At 73.7% G+C, this 17,329-nt stretch carries 15 protein-coding genes and 1 pseudogene; 8 read left to right on the top strand and 8 right to left on the bottom strand.

What is annotated here, in order from left to right; translation table 11 throughout:
* The first annotated feature begins 283 nt into the window (after window positions 1-283).
* Both KUM40_RS07470 and KUM40_RS07475 read left to right on the top strand, forming a co-directional pair.
* A complete protein-coding gene (locus KUM40_RS07470) occupies window positions 284-1,993 on the top strand; it encodes a PucR family transcriptional regulator ligand-binding domain-containing protein (RefSeq protein ID WP_217164151.1) in 1,710 nt (569 codons plus the stop codon).
* 165 nt (window positions 1,994-2,158) lie between these two features.
* Entirely contained in the window at window positions 2,159-2,947 is a 789-nt protein-coding gene (locus KUM40_RS07475; protein ID WP_217164153.1) for a hypothetical protein, read from the top strand.
* Between the two features lie 42 nt (window positions 2,948-2,989).
* Here KUM40_RS07475 and KUM40_RS07480 read toward each other — a convergent pair whose 3' ends face one another.
* The 4 genes from KUM40_RS07480 to KUM40_RS07495 all read right to left on the bottom strand — a co-directional run bounded on the left by KUM40_RS07480 (window position 2,990) and on the right by KUM40_RS07495 (window position 6,185).
* On the bottom strand, window positions 2,990-3,640 hold the full coding sequence (locus KUM40_RS07480) for a hypothetical protein (RefSeq protein ID WP_217164155.1): 651 nt from the start codon (window positions 3,638-3,640) through the stop codon (window positions 2,990-2,992).
* A gap of 942 nt (window positions 3,641-4,582) precedes the next feature.
* Window positions 4,583-5,407 (bottom strand): rod shape-determining protein, encoded by an 825-nt coding sequence (locus tag KUM40_RS07485; protein ID WP_217164157.1) that lies wholly within the window; start codon window positions 5,405-5,407, stop codon window positions 4,583-4,585.
* On the bottom strand, window positions 5,404-5,802 hold the full coding sequence (locus KUM40_RS07490) for a TraR/DksA family transcriptional regulator (RefSeq protein WP_374227353.1): 399 nt from the start codon (window positions 5,800-5,802) through the stop codon (window positions 5,404-5,406). Before KUM40_RS07490 ends, KUM40_RS07485 begins: the two co-directional genes overlap by 4 nt.
* Before the next feature lie 56 nt (window positions 5,803-5,858).
* Window positions 5,859-6,185 carry a TraR/DksA C4-type zinc finger protein gene (locus KUM40_RS07495; protein WP_217164159.1) on the bottom strand — a complete coding sequence of 109 codons (327 nt, stop codon included), beginning with the start codon at window positions 6,183-6,185 and terminating at the stop codon, window positions 5,859-5,861.
* Between the two features lie 341 nt (window positions 6,186-6,526).
* Between KUM40_RS07495 and KUM40_RS07500 the strand changes: the two genes are divergently transcribed.
* From KUM40_RS07500 to secD, 4 genes are all read left to right on the top strand, one after another.
* A complete protein-coding gene (locus KUM40_RS07500; RefSeq protein ID WP_217164161.1) occupies window positions 6,527-7,474 on the top strand; it encodes a HAMP domain-containing sensor histidine kinase in 948 nt (315 codons plus the stop codon).
* Window positions 7,475-7,482: 8 nt separating this feature from the next.
* Window positions 7,483-8,205: a response regulator transcription factor gene (locus tag KUM40_RS07505; RefSeq protein WP_254394726.1), complete on the top strand. Its 723-nt coding sequence runs from the start codon at window positions 7,483-7,485 to the stop codon at window positions 8,203-8,205.
* A 61-nt stretch (window positions 8,206-8,266) separates the two neighbouring features.
* On the top strand, window positions 8,267-8,653 hold the full coding sequence (locus tag KUM40_RS07510; RefSeq protein WP_217164163.1) for a hypothetical protein: 387 nt from the start codon (window positions 8,267-8,269) through the stop codon (window positions 8,651-8,653).
* Window positions 8,654-8,728: 75 nt separating this feature from the next.
* On the top strand, window positions 8,729-11,089 hold the full coding sequence (gene secD, locus KUM40_RS07515; protein WP_217164165.1) for a protein translocase subunit SecD: 2,361 nt from the start codon (window positions 8,729-8,731) through the stop codon (window positions 11,087-11,089).
* A 48-nt stretch (window positions 11,090-11,137) separates the two neighbouring features.
* On the opposite strand, the gene KUM40_RS07520 is transcribed toward secD, so the two are convergent.
* Window positions 11,138-12,010, bottom strand: coding sequence for a GntR family transcriptional regulator (locus KUM40_RS07520; RefSeq protein WP_217164167.1), 873 nt, complete (start codon window positions 12,008-12,010; stop codon window positions 11,138-11,140).
* Window positions 12,011-12,151: 141 nt separating this feature from the next.
* On the opposite strand from KUM40_RS07520, the pseudogene KUM40_RS41085 reads away from it, so the two are divergent.
* Window positions 12,152-12,268, top strand: a pseudogene (locus KUM40_RS41085) (iron-sulfur protein); the annotation flags it as partial.
* Between the two features lie 324 nt (window positions 12,269-12,592).
* On the top strand, window positions 12,593-13,684 hold the full coding sequence (locus tag KUM40_RS07525; protein ID WP_217164168.1) for a DUF2637 domain-containing protein: 1,092 nt from the start codon (window positions 12,593-12,595) through the stop codon (window positions 13,682-13,684).
* A 68-nt stretch (window positions 13,685-13,752) separates the two neighbouring features.
* Here the strand turns inward: KUM40_RS07525 and KUM40_RS07530 are convergent, their stop codons facing one another.
* From KUM40_RS07530 to KUM40_RS07540, 3 genes are all read right to left on the bottom strand, one after another.
* Window positions 13,753-14,151: an ATP-binding protein gene (locus tag KUM40_RS07530; RefSeq protein WP_254394735.1), complete on the bottom strand. Its 399-nt coding sequence runs from the start codon at window positions 14,149-14,151 to the stop codon at window positions 13,753-13,755.
* Between the two features lie 115 nt (window positions 14,152-14,266).
* Window positions 14,267-16,009: a pyruvate dehydrogenase gene (locus KUM40_RS07535; protein ID WP_217164170.1), complete on the bottom strand. Its 1,743-nt coding sequence runs from the start codon at window positions 16,007-16,009 to the stop codon at window positions 14,267-14,269.
* Between the two features lie 28 nt (window positions 16,010-16,037).
* A partial coding sequence (locus KUM40_RS07540; RefSeq protein ID WP_254394727.1) for a protein phosphatase 2C domain-containing protein occupies window positions 16,038-17,329 on the bottom strand: 1,292 nt, incomplete at its 5' end.

Consider the following 17,329-nt stretch of genomic DNA (forward strand, 5'->3'; position numbering starts at 1 on the left):
GGTGGGGCTTGGTGGGGCTTGGTGGGGCGTACAGATTGAGCCAATCCGTGTGCGGCGGGCCCGGCTCGTTCAAGTGCTGTTCACGTGGAGTGGGCTCAGTACACCGTCCTGTCCGCCACCGGGGTCAGTCGCAGAAACCATGAAGGAGTTGGCTGGCCAGGGCGGGCATCTTGTAGATTCGTATGAACGGGGGTCCTCATGAACCTCCTGCTTTTCCTCCGGCAACGCGCGCCACACCCGCGTGACCTGGAACACTTCGAGACAAAGAACGGCGGCGACGAGAATGCGGCTGCGCGCACTGCTGGACACCGACGCGCTGGGCCTCAAGATGCTCGGCGGCGAGGACGAGCTGGACCGCACGGTCCGGGGCGTGATGACCACCGACCTGCGGGACCCCAGCCGCTATCTCTCGGGCGGCGAGCTGGTTCTCACCGGCCTGGCCTGGCGCCGGGACGCCGCCGACTCCGAGCCGTTCGTCCGCCTCCTGGTGCAGGCCGGGGTGGCGGCCCTCGCCGCCGGTGAGGCGGAGCTGGGGTGCGTGCCGGAAGACCTGGTGGCGGCGTGCGTACGGCACCGGCTGCCGCTGTTCGCGGTGCACGAGTCGGTGGCCTTCGCGACCATCACCGAGCATGTCGTGCGCCAGGTCTCCGGGGAGCGCGCCGGGGACCTCGCGGCCGTGGTGGACCGGCACCGCCGGATGATGACCTCGGGACCGGCGGGCGGCGGCCCCGACGTGGTCCTGGACCTGCTCGGCTCCGACCTCGACCTCCGGGCCTGGGTGCTCTCCCCCACCGGGCGCCCGGTCGCCGGGCCGAAGGACGCCGATCCCGTGCTGTCCGCCGAGGTGTGCGCGAAGCTGGCGGCGGAGCATCTCGCGGCCACCCGCGCGGGTCGGCGCGCGCCGCACCGGGTGCCCGTGGGCTCCACGACGTACAGCCTCTTCCCGGTGCGCGGCCGAGGGCACCTGCCGGCGGCGCCCGGCGGGGCCCGCGCCCCGCAGGGGGTGGCCGGCGGACGGGACGTGCGCGAGACGGTGCTGTCCGACTGGCTGCTCGTGGTGGAGGCGGACGCCGGGGACTGGGCCGAGGAGCGTCTGGACCTGCTGTACGGCGTCACTCAGCTCATCGCGGTGGAGCGGGACCGGCGGGACGCGGCACGCACGGTGCGGCGGCGGCTCGCCCAGGAGGTCCTGGAGCTGGTGCAGACGGGCGCCGCGCCCGCCGAGATCGCGGCCCGGCTGCGGGTGGCGGCGCCGGTGCTCCTGCCGGGCCTCGGCGCCGCCCCGCACTGGCAGGTCGTGGTGGCCCGCGTCGAGTGGGAGGACGGCGCGGCTCAGACCGGGCCGGTCGCCCAGACCCTCCTGGAGGAGATCCTCGTCGACCCGCTCGCCACCGGCCCCGAGCACTCCGACCGCATCGCCGTGGCGCACACCGGTGACGAGGCCGTCGCCCTCGTACCGCTGCCGGCGGTCTCCAGCGAGCACGACGGCTCGGAGACCGGCGTCCTGGCGGACGCGCTCCTCGAATCCGTACGGGAACCGCTGTCGGCGGGTCTCGACGGCGACGGGCGGGTCACGCTCGGCGTCAGCGCGGCCGTGCACTCGGCGGAGGGACTGCGCGGCGCGCTGGAGGAGGCCCGGCACGCGCGCCGGGTCGCCGCGGCGCGCCCCGGGCGGGTCTGCGCGGCCGGCCACCAGGAACTGGCCTCGCACGTGCTGCTGCTCCCGTTCGTCCCGGACGACGTGCGGCGCGCCTTCACCGCGCGGCTCCTCGACCCGCTGCGGGACTACGACCGCCGCCACCGCGCCGAGCTGGTCCCGACACTGGAGGCCTTCCTCGACAGCGACGGCTCCTGGACGCGCTGTGCGAACCGGCTCCACCTGCACGTCAACACGCTGCGCTACCGCGTCGGTCGGATCGAGCAGTTGACGGGACGTGATCTGTCGCGCCTGGAGGACAAGCTGGATTTCTTCCTGGCACTGCGCATGAGCTGAGGCGCGGGGAAGCCCTGGGGAAGCCCCGGGGCTTCCCAAACCTCGGAGCGGGAAGTCCCACCACTTTGTGAAAAGTTTCACCCATACCCTTGGCCGAGCCGCCGGATCCGTGCTGAGATGCGGCCACCACTCAAGAGCTCGACGGCGTGCTAAGGGGAGGGCGACGTGGCGCATTCCGCCATGGCTGGTTCTGGCTGGGGAACGACCGAAGGTGACGATCCGCTCCAGACCGCGGTATGGCGCTTGCGCTCGCGCGCCTGCTGGGCCGACGCGGCGGCCCTGCTGGAGCCGGTCACCGCGGACACCGCCTTGCAGCGGACCGCGCTGCTGGTGGAGCGGTGTCTGTACACGGAGCAGGGCTGGGCCGAGGCCGAGGACGCGCTGCGCACGGCGGAGGCGCTGGCGCACAGCGACGACGAGCGCGGGGCCGCCGCCTGCGAACGGGGGCAACTCGCGTACGCCGCCACGGTGCACGGAGTACGCGACCGGGCCGACGAGGCACGGGCCGCGCTGGGCCGGGCGGCGGCACTGATCGCGCCGGGAGCCGGGGGGCGGGCGCTGCTGGACTTCCGGCGCGGGCTGCTCGCGGAGAACCTGACCCGCTCGCCGCAGGCCGCCCGCGCGGCGTACCGGCGGGCCCACGCCGGTGCCACCGCGCACGCCGACCCGCTGCTCCAGTCCTTCACCTGGCGGCATCTGGCCGGGCTCGCCCTGCGTGAGGGGGAGTTGGCCGAGGCACGGCACGGATTCGCCGAGTCGCTGCGCATCCGCGAGGAGCTGGGATACCTGGTGGGTACGGCACCGGCGCTGGTGTCACTGGCGGACGCGGAGACGGAGCCGGAGGCGTCGCGGCTGCGGGAGGAGGCGCGGCGGCTGTTCCGGCTGCTGGGCGGTGTGCCGACGTGGCTGGCACAGCAGTTGGCACCCCCGGCCACGGGCGCGGCGACGGCGTGACCGCTGCCGTCCCTGTCCCCGTCCCCGTCTCCCGTCGGCCGGTCATGGAAGCCTGCTCCAGCGCGGGGCCGTGGTGGCCCAGGCCGCGTCCCACTGGGCGAGGTTGCGCCGGTGCAGCACGAGACCCGTGCCGGCGTGGGCCGCGAGGCCGGTGAGGACGACGCCCAGGAAGGCGAGGATCGCCCAGCCCATCGTGCGGCTGCGGATCTGCTCCGCGGTCAGCGGCGGCTCGGTGATCCCGCCCTCCGCGTCGACCCAGACCAGGACGGTACTGTCCGCGGGCAGCCCCGGTTCGACGTCGGTGCTGCCGGTCCGGGACGTTCCGTCCGGGCCGGTGTAGCGGACCGGGACCGGGTAGCGAGTCTCCTTCGCCTCGTCCGACCCCGGCTCGGGGTGGCGCGGGGCGTCGTGGACGAGGACGGCGGGGCGGTGGTCCCGGGTCCGTGCCTCGTGCTCCGCGGTACTGCGGTAGTGGCGGTAGGCGCTGTCGCCGACCCCGAACATCGCCACCGGGGCCGCCACCAGCACGGCGAGCACGAGCCCGAGCGTGATCCACGCCCGCAGCCGGTCGCTCGGGCGCCGCAACGGATTGCGCCGCCACCTCCACAGCAGGAGATACGGGTGTCGTACGGGTTCGGGGTCGGGGTCCGGGAGGGCGGGTGGTGGCTGGGCTGGAGGAATCTCACCGGCCACGGTTTCTCTCCTTCCTGGCGGCGTCACCGCCTCAAGCTGGAACGGGGGTGCGGGGCGAGGGACGAAGGTGTGCGGGACGGGGGACGAAGGTGCGGGACGATTGATGCGGCGGGCTTGGGCGAGCGGCGCCGGCCCGCTCGGGCGGTGGGGGAATGCCGGAGCGCCGGGATCACGCGTCGGTCGGCCGGGCGCCCTGCCCCGACTCCGACACCAGCAGCCGTGCGACGGTCGCGGGCGAGTGACGCCCATCCACCCGGGACGGGCGGCACCGTCCACCGGGACGGCTGGCACCATCCGGCCGGGACGGGCTGCGAACGCCCGAGCCTCGAGACCCCGCACCGGTCGGCCAGGCACCCTCCCCCGCCCCCGACACCACCAGCCGTGCGACGATCGCAGGCGAGCGGCGCCCTTCCACCGGGACGGCCAGCACCGTCCACTGGAGCGGGCGGCACCGTCCACCGGGACGGCTGGCACCATCCGGCCGGGACGGGCTGCGAACGCCCGAGCCTCGAGACCCCGCACCGGTCGGCCAGACGCCCTCCCCCGCCCCCGACACCACCAGCCGTGCGACGGTCGCGGGCGAGCGGCGCCCTTCCACCGGGACGGCCAGCACCATCCACCAGGACGGCCGGCGCCATCCACCGGGACGGCCAGCACCGTCCACCGGAGCGGACAGCACCATCCGCCAGGACAGGCAGCACCGTCCACCGGGACGGCTGGGCGCCGTCCGCCGGGGAGGGCGGCGCCGTCCGCCGGGGAGGGCGGCGCCGTCCGCCGGGGAGGGCGGCGCCGTCCGCCGGGGAAGGTGGCGAACGCCCGAGCCTCGAGTCACCGCGCCGGTCGGCCAGGCGGGTTGGGCCGGTGCCGGGCGGCGGTCGGGGGGCCGGTGGTGTCCGTTCGTGGGGGCGGGGCCCGGTGTGCTGGACGCGGCCCGGTGCCGGGTCAGTACGGGTGACCGTCCGGTGGGTCCGTGCCGGTGGTCGACGGGTGGGAGTGCGCGGCTTCCAGGAGTTTGGCGGCGCCGCGCACGGCGGCCGTGTGCGGTGCCGCCACGGCCCGCAGGGGCACGTGCAGCCGGTCGGCGAGGTGACAGGTGATCTCGGGGCGCAGGGCGCCCCCGCCGGCCAGCAGCGGGCCCCTGCTCAGCGCGTCGACCGTGAGGGACGTACGGTCCTGACGCAGCATCGAGGTCGTCATGTCGGCCAGCGCCTCTCCGATCTGCGAGGACGGGGTCGCGTCGTCGATGTCCCCGGTGCCCAGCGCGGTGCGGCGCGCGTCGAAGACGGCGCCGTCCACCAGGAGCACCACCTCCGTGAGATGGGCGCCGATGTCCATCACGAGCAGCGGACGGGACAGGTCCGCGCCCGCCGCCAGCGCCACCGCCCGCGCGCTGGGAACGGTCAGCACGCTGCGCGGGCGCAGCACCTCCACGGCCGTACGGGCCTCGGTCCGGTAGGCGAACCCGTCCAGCACCGGCGCGGTGACCACGACCATCGGACGGGCGAAGCGGGGCAGTCGGTGGCCCAGCAGCCGGTCGAGCATCCGCGCCGTGCCCTGGGTGTCGACGATGGAGCCGCGCTGGATCGGATAGACCGCGCCCGCACCCGGGAAGGTCACCGTCGGCACGTCGAGGATCATCCCCCGCCCGGCGACCCAGGCGCGGGTACGGGCGCTGCCCATGTCGAGGGCGACGCCGCTGCACCGCCGGCACAGCGGCCACGGCCGGTGCCGGGGCGGGACGGCGCGGGGCCGCCGGATCACGGTCATCGGCCGGCCTCCCGCACCTGCTGGCAGCGAGCGCAGTAGCGGGCCTGCGGCACGATCATCAGGCGCTCGCGGTCGATGGGTCGCCGGCACAGATGGCAACGGCCGTATCGGCCCTCGGCCATGCGGTCGAGGGCCGCTTCCACGTCGGCGAGGACCATGCGCGCGGAGGCCGCGAGCTTGACCCGGACCTCGGTCTGCGCGGCGGACCGCCGCTGGATCAGCGCGTCGGTACGGGAAGGGACCGCCGCGATCTGCCGGAGCTGGTCCTCGCGGAACAGCCGCTGTTCCCGGAGGTTCTCCTGGAGGGCGGCGAGGTCCTCCGGCGACAGAGGCGACAGGGACGCCATCGGCGATACAGGCGTGTCGCGGTCGTCGATGATCTGATTGTTCACCACTTCACCCACTTCACCCCTCGGACGGGGCGGGAGACGAAGACTGGACGGACGGGCGGTCAGGCGGCGGCGCGGCGCTGGCAGGCGACGCAGTACCGCGTGTAGGGGAGGATTTCCAGGCGCTCCCCCGGGACGGGCTTGCCACAGCCCAGGCAGGTGCCGTACGTGCCCTCCTCGACCCGGGCGAAGGCCTCTTCGATCTCCTTGAGCACCCGCTCGATCGCGGTCTTCTGCGCGGACATCAACTGGTCGTCCGTCTGGCCGCTCTCGCCGAGGGCCTGGAGCTGGGTCATACGGGTGTTGCGGGCGTGTTCGAGACGCTGGCGCGCCTCGTGAGCGGTCAGCCGCTCGGGGCGGGGTTCGATGCGGGAGGCGTCGAGCGACACGGTGAGTGGTCCTCTTCTCGGAAGGTTCTGCGGGTATGCCGAGCGCCGGGACGATCGGGCCCGGTCACCTCAACCCTGGCCGGGCCGCCCGGGGAAACCCATCGGGCGCAGGCCCCATTTGCCCGGGGGCGCGGGATCCACTCGGCGGCGCGCGAGGACGGCCGAATGGGTATGCCGCGAGCCGGAAATGGGGGCCGGGCCCCATCGACCGGGCGGGTACGGGAGGGGCACGCTGGTCGCTTGCTCGGTCGCTACCTGGGCCGCAGCTCCCACCGAGGGTGCGCGATGACCGACAGTAGAGGCGTACCAGTCGACACGTCGCAGAAGGAGGCGTACCCCCGGTGTCCCTGTTCTGGCGGATCTTCGGGCTCAACGCGGTGGTGCTGGGCTTCGCCACGGCGCTGCTGCTGTGGGCTCCGGTGACCGTCTCCGTGCCGATCCTGCTGACCGAGGCCGTCGTCCTGGTCGTCGGCATGGGCGTCATGCTGGTGGCCAACGGCGCCCTGTTGCGCTGGGGGCTGGCACCGCTGGAGCGGCTCACCAAGCTGATGACCACCGTCGACCTGCTGCGTCCCGGCCAGCGGCTGCCGGTGTCCGGCGGCGGTGAGGTCCCCGAGCTGATCCGCACCTTCAACGCCATGCTGGACCGCCTGGAGACCGAGCGGGTCACCAGCAGCGCCCGCGTCCTGCTCGCCCAGGAGGCGGAGCGGCGCCGTATCGCCCAGGAGCTGCACGACGAGGTCGGGCAGAGCATGACGGCGATCCTGCTGGTCCTGGGGCGTGCCGCGGACGACGCCGAAGAGCCGCTGCGCGACGAGCTGCACCAGGCGCAGGAGATCACCCGGGAGAGCCTGGACGAGGTCCGCCGCCTGGTGCGCCGACTGCGGCCCGGCGTCCTGGACGACCTCGGCCTGATCAGCGCGCTGTCCTCGCTCACGCACGACTTCGCCACCCACACCGGTCTGCGCGTGGTGCGGCGTTTCGACCCCGACCTGCCCGTCCTGGACCACGAGACCGAGCTGGTCCTCTACCGCGTGGCGCAGGAGAGCCTGACCAACGCCGCGCGCCACGCGGACGCCGAGCGGCTGGAGGTGGGTCTGAGCCGCGCCGACGGCGCGGTGACGCTCACCATCTCCGACGACGGCCGCGGCATCGAGGCGGCGTGCGAGGGCGCCGGCCTCCGCGGCATGCGCGAACGGGCCCTGCTCATCGGGGCCGCCCTCGACATCACGTCGGCACCCGGCGCGGGCACCCGCATCCGGCTCACCGCACCCCTTCCCAGGAAGTAGCCCTGCCCATGTCCGACCCGTCCCTGCCCGACCCGTCCCTACCCGGCCCGTCCCTGCCCGGCCCGTCGCCGGCGTCCGCCGCGCCGAAGATCCGCATCCTGCTCGCCGACGACCACGCGCTGGTACGCCGCGGTGTGCGTCTCATCCTCGACCGGGAGCCGGACCTCGAGGTGGTCGCCGAGGCCGGGGACGGCGCGGAGGCCATCGAGATGGCGCGGGCCCACGACGCCGACCTCGCGGTCCTGGACATCGCGATGCCCCGCCTCACCGGTCTCCAGGCGGCCCGCGAACTGGCGGCACTGAAACCGGGGCTGCGCATCCTGATGCTGACGATGCACGACAACGAGCAGTACCTGTTCCAGGCGCTGAAGTCGGGTGCCTGCGGTTACGTGCTGAAGTCGGTCGCCGACCGTGACCTGGTCGCCGCCTGCCGGGCCGCGATGCGTGACGAGCCGTTCCTGTACCCGGGTGCGGTGACGGCGCTGATCCGCAACTACCTCGACCGGGTCCGGCACGGCGAGGAGACCTCCGACCACATCCTCACGCCCCGCGAGGAGGAGGTCCTCAAGCTCGTCGCCGAGGGGCACTCCTCGAAGGAGATCGCCGAGATCCTCTTCATCAGCATCAAGACCGTCCAGCGGCACCGGGCGAACCTGCTGCAGAAGCTCGGCCTGCGCGACCGCCTGGAACTGACCCGGTACGCCATCCGCGCCGGGCTCATCGAGCCCTGAGCCCCGGGCTCCCTCCCGACCACCCGATCACCCGATCACCCACCACGAAAGGGGACGGTGCATGCGCCGGCGGCTCGCGACCGTGCTCACCGTCCTGCTGGCCGTCCTGCTGCCGCTGGTCCCGGCCTGGCCCGCGGCGGGCGCGCACGTCGGCCCCAGCGGCCCCCTCGCGGCCGCCACGGCCACCGCCGTCCCCCACCCGGCCCTCGACCACCACGCGGACGACGGCTGTACGCCGGTCTGCGCCGCCCAGCCCAGGGCCCGGCACGACCAGCCGGCCGAGCGTCCGACGGCACCGGACCACCACGCGGCCACGGCCCCGCACGCCCCGGGCGCCACCCCCGGCGCCCGTACCCGGACCTCGGCGGCACCCGGTCCGGTGCCGGTCTCCCCCGGTCGCACGAGCCACGACAACGGGCGGGCGCCTCCCGTCTCCTCCGGCACCTGAGACCCCCGACCTTTCACCTTCTTCCGCCGCGGCCGTGCTCGGCCGCCGCGGTGGCGTGCCCGCCGGAGGCCCGTGTTGAAACGCTCCCGTCCCCGCTCCCGTCCTCGCTCCGGGTCGCGTCCGCGTCCCCGTTCCGGCTCGCGTTCGCGTGCCCTGAACGTCCGTGCGCTCGTCGCGCTCGCCGTGCTGGCCGTGTCCGTGGCCATCGCCCTGACCATGCCGATCCGCCTCGGGCTCGACCTGCGCGGCGGTACCCAGATCGTGCTGGAGACCAAGTCCACCGAGACCACCGAGGCCGACCGGGAGGCCACCGACCGCACCGTGGAGGTGCTGCGCGGCCGCATCGACGCCCTCGGTGTCGCCGAGCCGACCATCGTCCGTTCCGGCGAGAACCGCGTCGTCGTCGAGCTGCCGGGCGTACAGGACCCCAAGAAGGCCGCGGATGTGCTGGGCCGCACCGCGCAGCTCACCGTCCACTCGGTCCTCGGCCCGGCCGAAGGCACGTCGGGCACGGACGGCGAGCGGGTGCTGCCGGACGAGTCCGGGCAGTCCCTGCGGCTGAAGGCCGCCACGCTCACCGGACAGGACGTCAAGGGCGCCGACGCCCGCTTCGACCAGCAGAACGGCGCCGGATGGCACGTCACCGTCGACTTCAAGGACGCCGGCAGCGACCGCTGGGCACAGGTGACCGGCGAGGCGGCCTGTCACCCGGCCGGTGATCCCCAGCGCCGGGTCGCCATCGTGCTCGACGACAAGATCATCTCCTCGCCGCAGGTCGACCCGTCCGTGGCCTGCGGGACGGGCATCGCCGGCGGCTCCACGCAGATCACCGGCTCCTTCGACGACACCGAGGCCCGCGAACTTGCCCTGCTCGTCAAGGGCGGCGCCCTGCCGGTGCCGGTCGAGACCATCGAGCAGCGCACCATCGGTGCCACCCTGGGCGACGAGGCCATCTCGGCCGGTGCCTGGGCCGCCGTCATCGGCACCGCGCTGACCGGGCTGTTCATCATCGTCGTCTACCGGCTGATGGGCGCCCTGGCCACCGTGGCACTGCTCTGCTACGGCCTGATCTCCTACGCCGCCCTGGCCGCGATCGGCGCGACCCTGACCCTGCCGGGACTCGCCGGCTTCGTCCTCGCGATCGGCATGGCGGTGGACGCCAACGTCCTTGTCTTCGAACGGGCCCGCGAGGAGCAGGCCGCCCGCACCCGCCCGAGTACGCGTTCCGCGCTGACCGCCGGGTTCCGCAGCGCCTTCAGCGCGATCGCCGACTCCAACGTCACCACGCTGATCGCCGCCGCCCTGCTGTTCTTCCTGGCCTCCGGTCCGGTGAAGGGCTTCGGCGTCACCCTCGGGATCGGTGTGCTCGCCTCGATGGTCAGCGCCCTGGTGATCACCCGGGTGCTGGCCGAGTTCGCCGCGGGCCGCCCGGCGGTCTTCCGCCGCCCCCGTATCACCGGGATCTCGAGCACCGGCCCGGTCCGCGACGCGCTGCTGCGCCGCAACCCCTTCCTGATGCGCCGGCCGCGCCGCTGGCTGGCCGCCTCCCTCATCGTCATGGTGGTGGCGGGCTCCGGCATCCTGGTGCGCGGGCTGAACTTCGGCATCGAGTTCACCGGCGGGCGGCTCATCGAGTACTCCACCGCCTCCCAGGTCGACCCCGACCGGGCCCGCGACGCCCTGGCCGACGCGGGCTTCCCGCGGGCCGTCGTCCAGTCCTCCGGCGACGGCGACCTCACGGTGCGCACCGAGGAGCTGACCGACGCCGAGACGGCGACCGTCACCGAGGCCGTCGCCGGACTGGGCGGCGAGACGGAGAAGGTCCGCGACGAGCTGATCGGCCCGAGCCTCGGCGAGGAGCTGCGGCGCGACGCCCTGATCGCCCTCGGCCTGGCCCTGGGCGCCCAGCTCCTCTACCTCGCCGCCCGGTTCCGCCTGCTGTTCGGCACGGCGGCGGTCAGCGCGCTCGCCCACGACGTGATCATCCTGGTCGGGGTGTTCGCCTGGCTGGGCAAGCCGATCGACGGGGTGTTCCTGGCCGCGCTGCTGACGGTGATCGGCTACTCGGTCAACGACTCGGTCGTGCTCTTCGACCGCGTCCGGGAGCTGCTCGGCCGGGACCGCAAGGCCCCGTTCGACAGGCTCACCAACGACGCGATCCTGCAGACCCTGCCGCGCACGGTCAACACGGGCATGGGCGCGGTGCTCATCCTGGCCTCGCTGGCCGTCCTCGCCGACGACTCGCTCACCGACTTCGCCCTCGCTCTGCTGATCGGCGTGGGGGTCGGGACGTATTCGTCGGTGTTCACCGCCTCCCCGCTGGCCATCGAGCTGCACGGCCGTGGCGCCGGGTCCCGCCCTGCGCGCCGCGGCAAGGGCCGCACCACCGGGAAGAAGACGCCGGCGAGCCGCCCGGCACGGCAGGAGGTCCCGTAGCGGCAGTAGACCGCGTAACTCCACGAGGTCCCGGAGGGGCGCCGCCGCTCAGGGGGCGCCGGTGAAGTGCTGTCCCACCAGGGACCGCACCACGTCCGGGTCGCCGGCGATCAGCGCGTCGAGCAGGGCCGTGTGCTCGTGCGCGTCGGCGACCAGGTCGGCCCGCCCCCTGGCGGCGGGGGCGGCGGGGGCGGCGGCCGGCGGCCACTGGGCGCGGCGGTGCACGTCACCGGCGATCCGGACGAGCTGTTCGTTGCCGGACAGCGCGAGCACCGCGCGGTGGAAGGCGCGGTCGGCCTCGGCGTACGTGGCCGGGCAGCCGGCGGACGCGGCCCGTACGGTGCCCTCGGCGAGGGGACGCAGCCGCGCCCAGCGCTCGGCGGGCACCGTGCGGGCCAGACGGAGCCAGACCGGGACCTCGATCAGGGCCCGGACCTCGGCCAGCTCGGCCAGTTCACGGTCGCCGCGCTCGACGACGCGGAAGCCGCGGTTGGGGACGACCTCGACGGCGCCCTCCAGGGCGAGCTGCTGCATGGCCTCCCGTACGGGGGTGGCCGAGACGCCGAACCGGTCGCCGAGCGCGGGCGCCGAGTAGACCTCGCCGGGTCGCAGCTCGCCGGTGACCAGCGCGGTGCGCAGGGCGTCGAGGATCTGCCCGCGCACGGAGGAGCGCTGGACGAGGGCGCGCGGACCGGGCGCGGGCGGGCGGGCTGCGGACGGACGGGGTGCGGGCGGTTCGCTGTGGGTGTGCTCGCCGCGCGCGGCGCCGTCCGGTTCCCCGGTGCCGCCCGCCCGGTCGCGGGCCACGTCCGCCACCCCGGGCTGCGCCGGGATCCGCACCGATTCGGCCGCGGTGGCCGCGGCAGCCGCACGGACCCGCCCGGTTCCCGTTCCTGCGGCGCCCTGCGCGCTGGGGTTCACGGGTCCTCCTGCGGGACGTGTCGGTACTTGGGGTCATTACGGCGGGTTGTCACCTGTCCGTCAAGCACCATAGGGGTACGGGCCGTCAGTTCAAATCCCAAGGATCCCGGGTAAGGCAAGGCTTACCTCTAAGCGGCCGGCCGGCGGCGCGGACGCGCCCTGTGGGGCATGGCGACCGACGAGATCGTCGAGGGCCTGCGGTACGTCGCCCATCTGCTCGGCGAGCAGGAGCGGGCCCGGCACGAGCTGGAGCTGCTCTGCTGCCGCTGCTGCATGTTCTGCACCCTGCGACGCGGGCCGGGTACTGACGCGCGGTCAGGGATCCAAGATCGTCGACTAGGATCATCCGCGTTGTTTCACAACTTCCCCACGCGTCGCGGTAACTTTCCGTGGAACCACTCGTACGGGTAGTCTTATTCGAACTCAACTCCCGCCGGTCATGCGGCAGTTCGAGCAGAACGCCGCCCTGGGCATCCCCTCTGCACTCCCTTGGCGGCCTCTTGCCCCGAAACCCCCTGAGGCCCGCTGAGTTTGGGCCACCATGGCGGGCGTTACGCCCTATCCCACTGCAAGGGACCCCAGATGAGATTGACCGACATATCGCTGAACTGGCTGCTTCCGGGCGCCGTGCTGCTCCTGGGCATGCTGGCGGCGGTGGCGGTGCTCGCGCGTGGCAAGCGTTCCTCGGGGAAGGACGCGGGCGCGGACGACTCGTGGGAGCGTTCCGAGGAACGCCGCAGGCGCAAGGAGGCCGTCTACGGCACCGCCTCCTACGTCCTGCTGTTCTGCTGCGCCGCGGTCGCCGCGGCGCTCTCTTTCCACGGTCTGGTCGGCTTCGGCGAGCAGAACCTCGGCCTGAGCGACGGCTGGCAGTACCTGGTCCCGTTCGGGCTCGACGGAGCGGCGATGTTCTGCTCCGTCCTCGCGGTGCGCGAGGCCAGCCACGGTGACGCGGCGCTCGGCTCGCGCATACTCGTGTGGACCTTCGCCTTCGCGGCGGCCTGGTTCAACTGGGTGCACGCGCCCCGGGGCGCCGGGCACGCGGGCGCGCCGCACTTCTTCGCGGGCATGTCGATGTCCGCGGCGGTGCTGTTCGACCGCGCGCTGAAGCAGACCCGCCGGGCCGCCCTGCGCGAGCAGGGTCTGGTGCCGCGTCCGCTGCCGCAGATCCGCATGGTCCGCTGGCTGCGCGCTCCCCGGGAGACCTACCGCGCCTGGTCGCTGATGCTCCTGGAGGGCGTACGCAGCCTGGACGAGGCGGTCGAGGAGGTCCGGGACGACCGGCGCCAGAAGGAGGAGAAGAAGCTGCGGCGGCGCGAGCACGAGCGCCTCGAGCGGGCCCAGCTCAAGGCGATCAGCCGGGGCCACGGCCACCGGGGCTTCCCCGGCCGCGGCGGCCGTCAGGTCGAGGTCGAGGTGCAGCAGGTGGAGCGCGGCACGGAACGCGCCACCGCGGAGCCTGCCATATCCACCCCGGAGCAACTGCCCCCGGCGGCCCGGCGGCCCTCCCTGCAGCCCGTACGGAGCCGGTCTGACCAGATGACCATGGAACCCATGGAAACCATGGAATCCGTGGAAACCGTTGACCTCACCGCGGAGGACGACACCCAGGCGCTGCCCCGCCTGGACTCCCTGGAGCGCAAGCTCAAGGACCTGGAGCAGCAGTTCGGCTAGAACACGCCGGACGGACGGCCCGAGGGGCGCCCTGAGGGCCGGCCCGGGGCGCCGGGTTCACCGGCGCCTCAGGCCGCTTCCGCGCCCAGTTCGAACCAGACCGACTTGCCCACCTCGCAGGGCCGCACCCCCCAGTCGTCGGCGAGGGACTCCACCAGGACCAGCCCTCTGCCGTTGGTTCTCTCCTCCGCCGCCGGAGCGCGCGGTGCGGGCCGCCGGCCCACGTAGTCCCGTACCTCGACCCGCAGCGCGCTCGGGCCGACCGTCGCGGTCAGGACCGCGCCGTCGTCGGTGTGGACGAGCGCGTTGGTGACCAGCTCGCTGGTGAGCAGCTCCGCCACCTCCGACTGTCCGGGCTCGCCCCAGTGCCGCAGCAGCTCCCGCAGGGCCCGCCGGGCCTCGGGCACCGCCCGCAGGTCCGCCCGGCCGAGCCGCCGTCTGAGCTGTGGCACCGCCTGTGCCTTCATGTCCCCCGTCGGCGTGCTGATGTCGTTCCCCCTCCGCTCGAACACCTTCACGGAGGAAGCCTTGCCCGTTCGGGCCCCGGCCAGTCATCCCGATTCAGGAGGACCGCTCTTTCGGTCACGGCCGCGGCACGTTGCGCAGGTTCGAGCGGGCGAGCTGGACCATGCGTCCGACGCCGCCGTCCAGGACGATCTTCGAGGCGGACAGGGCGAAGCCGGTGACCATGTCGGCGCTGATCTTCGGCGGGATGGACAGGGCGTTGGGGTCGGTGACGACGTCGACGAGGGCCGGTCCCTTGTGCTTGAAGGCGGCCTTCAGCGCCCCCGCCAGGTCCTTGGGTTTCTCCACCCGTACGCCGAAGGCGCCGCAGGCCTCGGCGACGGCGGCGAAGTCGGGGTTCTTGTTGGCCACGCCGTGCGAGGGCAGGCCCGCGACCAGCATCTCCAACTCCACCATGCCGAGGGAGGAGTTGTTGAACAGCACGACCTTCACCGGCAGATCGTGCTGGACCAGGGTGAGGAAGTCGCCCATGAGCATGGTGAATCCGCCGTCGCCCGACATCGAGACGACCTGCCGGTGCCGGTCGGTGAACTGGGCGCCGATCGCCATCGGCAGCGCGTTCGCCATCGAGCCGTGGGAGAAGGAGCCGATGATGCGGCGGCGGCCGTTGGGCGAGATGTAGCGGGCGGCCCAGACGTTGCACATCCCGGTGTCGACGGTGAACACCGCGTCGTCGTCGGCCATGTCGTCCAGCACGGCGGCCACGTACTCGGGGTGGATCGGGACGTGCTTGTCGACCTTGCGGGTGTACGCCTTGACGACGCCCTCCAGCGCGTCCGCGTGCTTCTTGAGCATCCGGTCGAGGAAGCGGCGGTTCTTCTTCTCCTTCACCCGGGGGGTCAGGCAGCGCAGCGTCTCCCGCGCGTCGCCCCACACCGCGAGGTCCAGTTTGGAGCGCCGGCCCAGGTTCTCGGGCCGGACGTCGATCTGGGCGATCTTCACGTCGTCGGGCAGGAAGGCGGTGTACGGGAAGTCCGTGCCGATCAGGATCAGCAGGTCGCACTCGTGGGTGGCCTCGTAGGCGGCGCCGTAGCCGAGCAGCCCGCTCATGCCTACGTCGAACGGGTTGTCGTACTGAATCCACTCCTTGCCGCGCAGGGCGTGCCCCACCGGGGACTTGATTTTCCCGGCGAACTCCATGACCTCGGTGTGCGCGCCCGCCGTGCCGCTGCCGCAGAAGAGGGTGACCCGGTCGGCGTCGTCGATCATCCGCACCAGCCGGTCGATCTCCTCGTCGCCGGGGCGGACGGTGGGCCGGGAGGTGACGAGTGCCGTCTCGGCGGCCTTCTCGGGGGCGGGCTCGTCCGCGATGTCGCCGGGCAGGGAGACGACGCTGACGCCGCCCTGGCCGACGGCGTGCTGGATCGCGGTCTGGAGCAGCCTCGGCATCTGCTTCGGGCTGGAGATCAGCTCGCTGTAGTGACTGCACTCGCGGAACAGTTGGTCGGGGTGGGTCTCCTGGAAGAACCCGAGCCCGATCTCGCTGGACGGGATCTGTGAGGCGAGGGCGAGGACGGGGGCCATGGAGCGGTGGGCGTCGTAGAGCCCGTTGATGAGGTGGAGGTTGCCGGGGCCGCAGGAGCCGGCGCACGCGGTCAGCTTCCCGGTGATCTGGGCCTCCGCGCCGGCGGCGAAGGCGGCGGTCTCCTCGTGCCGGACGTGCACCCATTCGATACCGGAGTGGCGGCGTACGGCGTCCACGACGGGGTTGAGGCTGTCGCCGACGACTCCGTAGAGGCGTTCGACCCCGGCGCGGGTGAGGATGTCGACGAACTGTTCCGCGACGTTCTGTTTGGCCATGGTTCCAGCTTTGCCACAGCGAGCGGCCTCACGCCTCCCAAACGGCGGCGGCCGTACGGTCGTCCGCGTATCCCTTGACCCGGACGCGGCTGTCGGTGAGGAACTCCGCGAGTCCGGGCGGGGTGCGGCCCGTCCATCGCCGGGCGAGGAGTTCGCCCAGTTCGGGCTCGTTCAGCAGTGGCTCGGAGAGGCCCGCCGTGCACATCAGGAGCACATCACCCGGGCGGGCTACCGAGGCCCGGAAGCGGAAGGGCTCGCGGGGTGGTTCGGCGGGCGGTCCGTCGTGGGGGCCGGGCGCCGTGGTGATGCCGAGGTCCATGGTGAGGCGGTCGCCGTCGGGCGTCTCGCTCGGCGCGTCGTTGGGCGTGCCGCCGGGCGTGCCCCTGGGCGCGGAGCCGAAGCCGAGGACGGGCTCACCGCTGACATCACCGAACTCCGGCTCCATGTCCTGCCAGACACCGTCCCGCAGCCGGAGCAGTCCGCCGGCGCCGACGCCGAAGAACACCCGGGTGCGGCACTCGGGGTCGGCGGGCAGCAGCAGGCAGCGCAGGGTGGCCGCGTACTCGTCCGGGGCGAGGCCCTGTTCGGCGGCGCCGGCGCGGAGCCGGCCGAGGCTGCGGTCGGTGAGGCGGTGCAGGCCGGACTTCAGTTCGCCGCGGCGGGCGGCCCGCAGGTCCTCGGCGAGCCGGGCCTGGCTGCGGCCCACGGCCCGGCCGATCCACCGGCACACCTCGGCCGCCGCCCGGTGCGCCCCGGGGGTCGCGCGGGCACCGGTCGCCATCGCCACCAGGACCAGCGCCTGCTCGCCCGCGCCGAACCGGGCGACGAGCAGCGCGTCGCGCCGCGGCTCGCCCCGGTAGCGCGCGGAGTCCCCGCGCACGGAGACGGCCCGCAGCGTGCAGGTCCCGTACCGGGCGCCGTCCAGCACGGTGTCCGGGACCAGCCCGTCAAGACCGTCGGGGTCGGCGGGCGGCAGCGCGGTGGGCTCGGCGTCGTAGGTGGGCGGCCCGGTACCGACGTAGTCACGGTCGGCGCCGTCCGGCTCCGCGGGCAGCGAGGGGAGGAACGAGGACGGGGGCGGCGGCAGGTCGGCCACGCTCCGGGCCGGAACGACCGGCCGCCTGGACAACGGCACAACGGCGGGCGGCTCGCTCAGATCGGCGTCCCCAGTACCGGAGGTCGTCCGCCCCCGCAGCCCGCCACCCCGCTGCCCGACGGGCCGCGCGACGTCTCCGGAGCCGCGCCGCACGTCGCCCGACGACGCGGTGGCCGGGGGCGGAGTGATCGGCTGGGCGGGGGGCTGCGGGGCGGGGGGCTGCG

This window comes from Streptomyces sp. AC512_CC834 (assembly GCF_019049325.1).
Classification (GTDB): Bacteria; Actinomycetota; Actinomycetes; order Streptomycetales; family Streptomycetaceae; genus Streptomyces.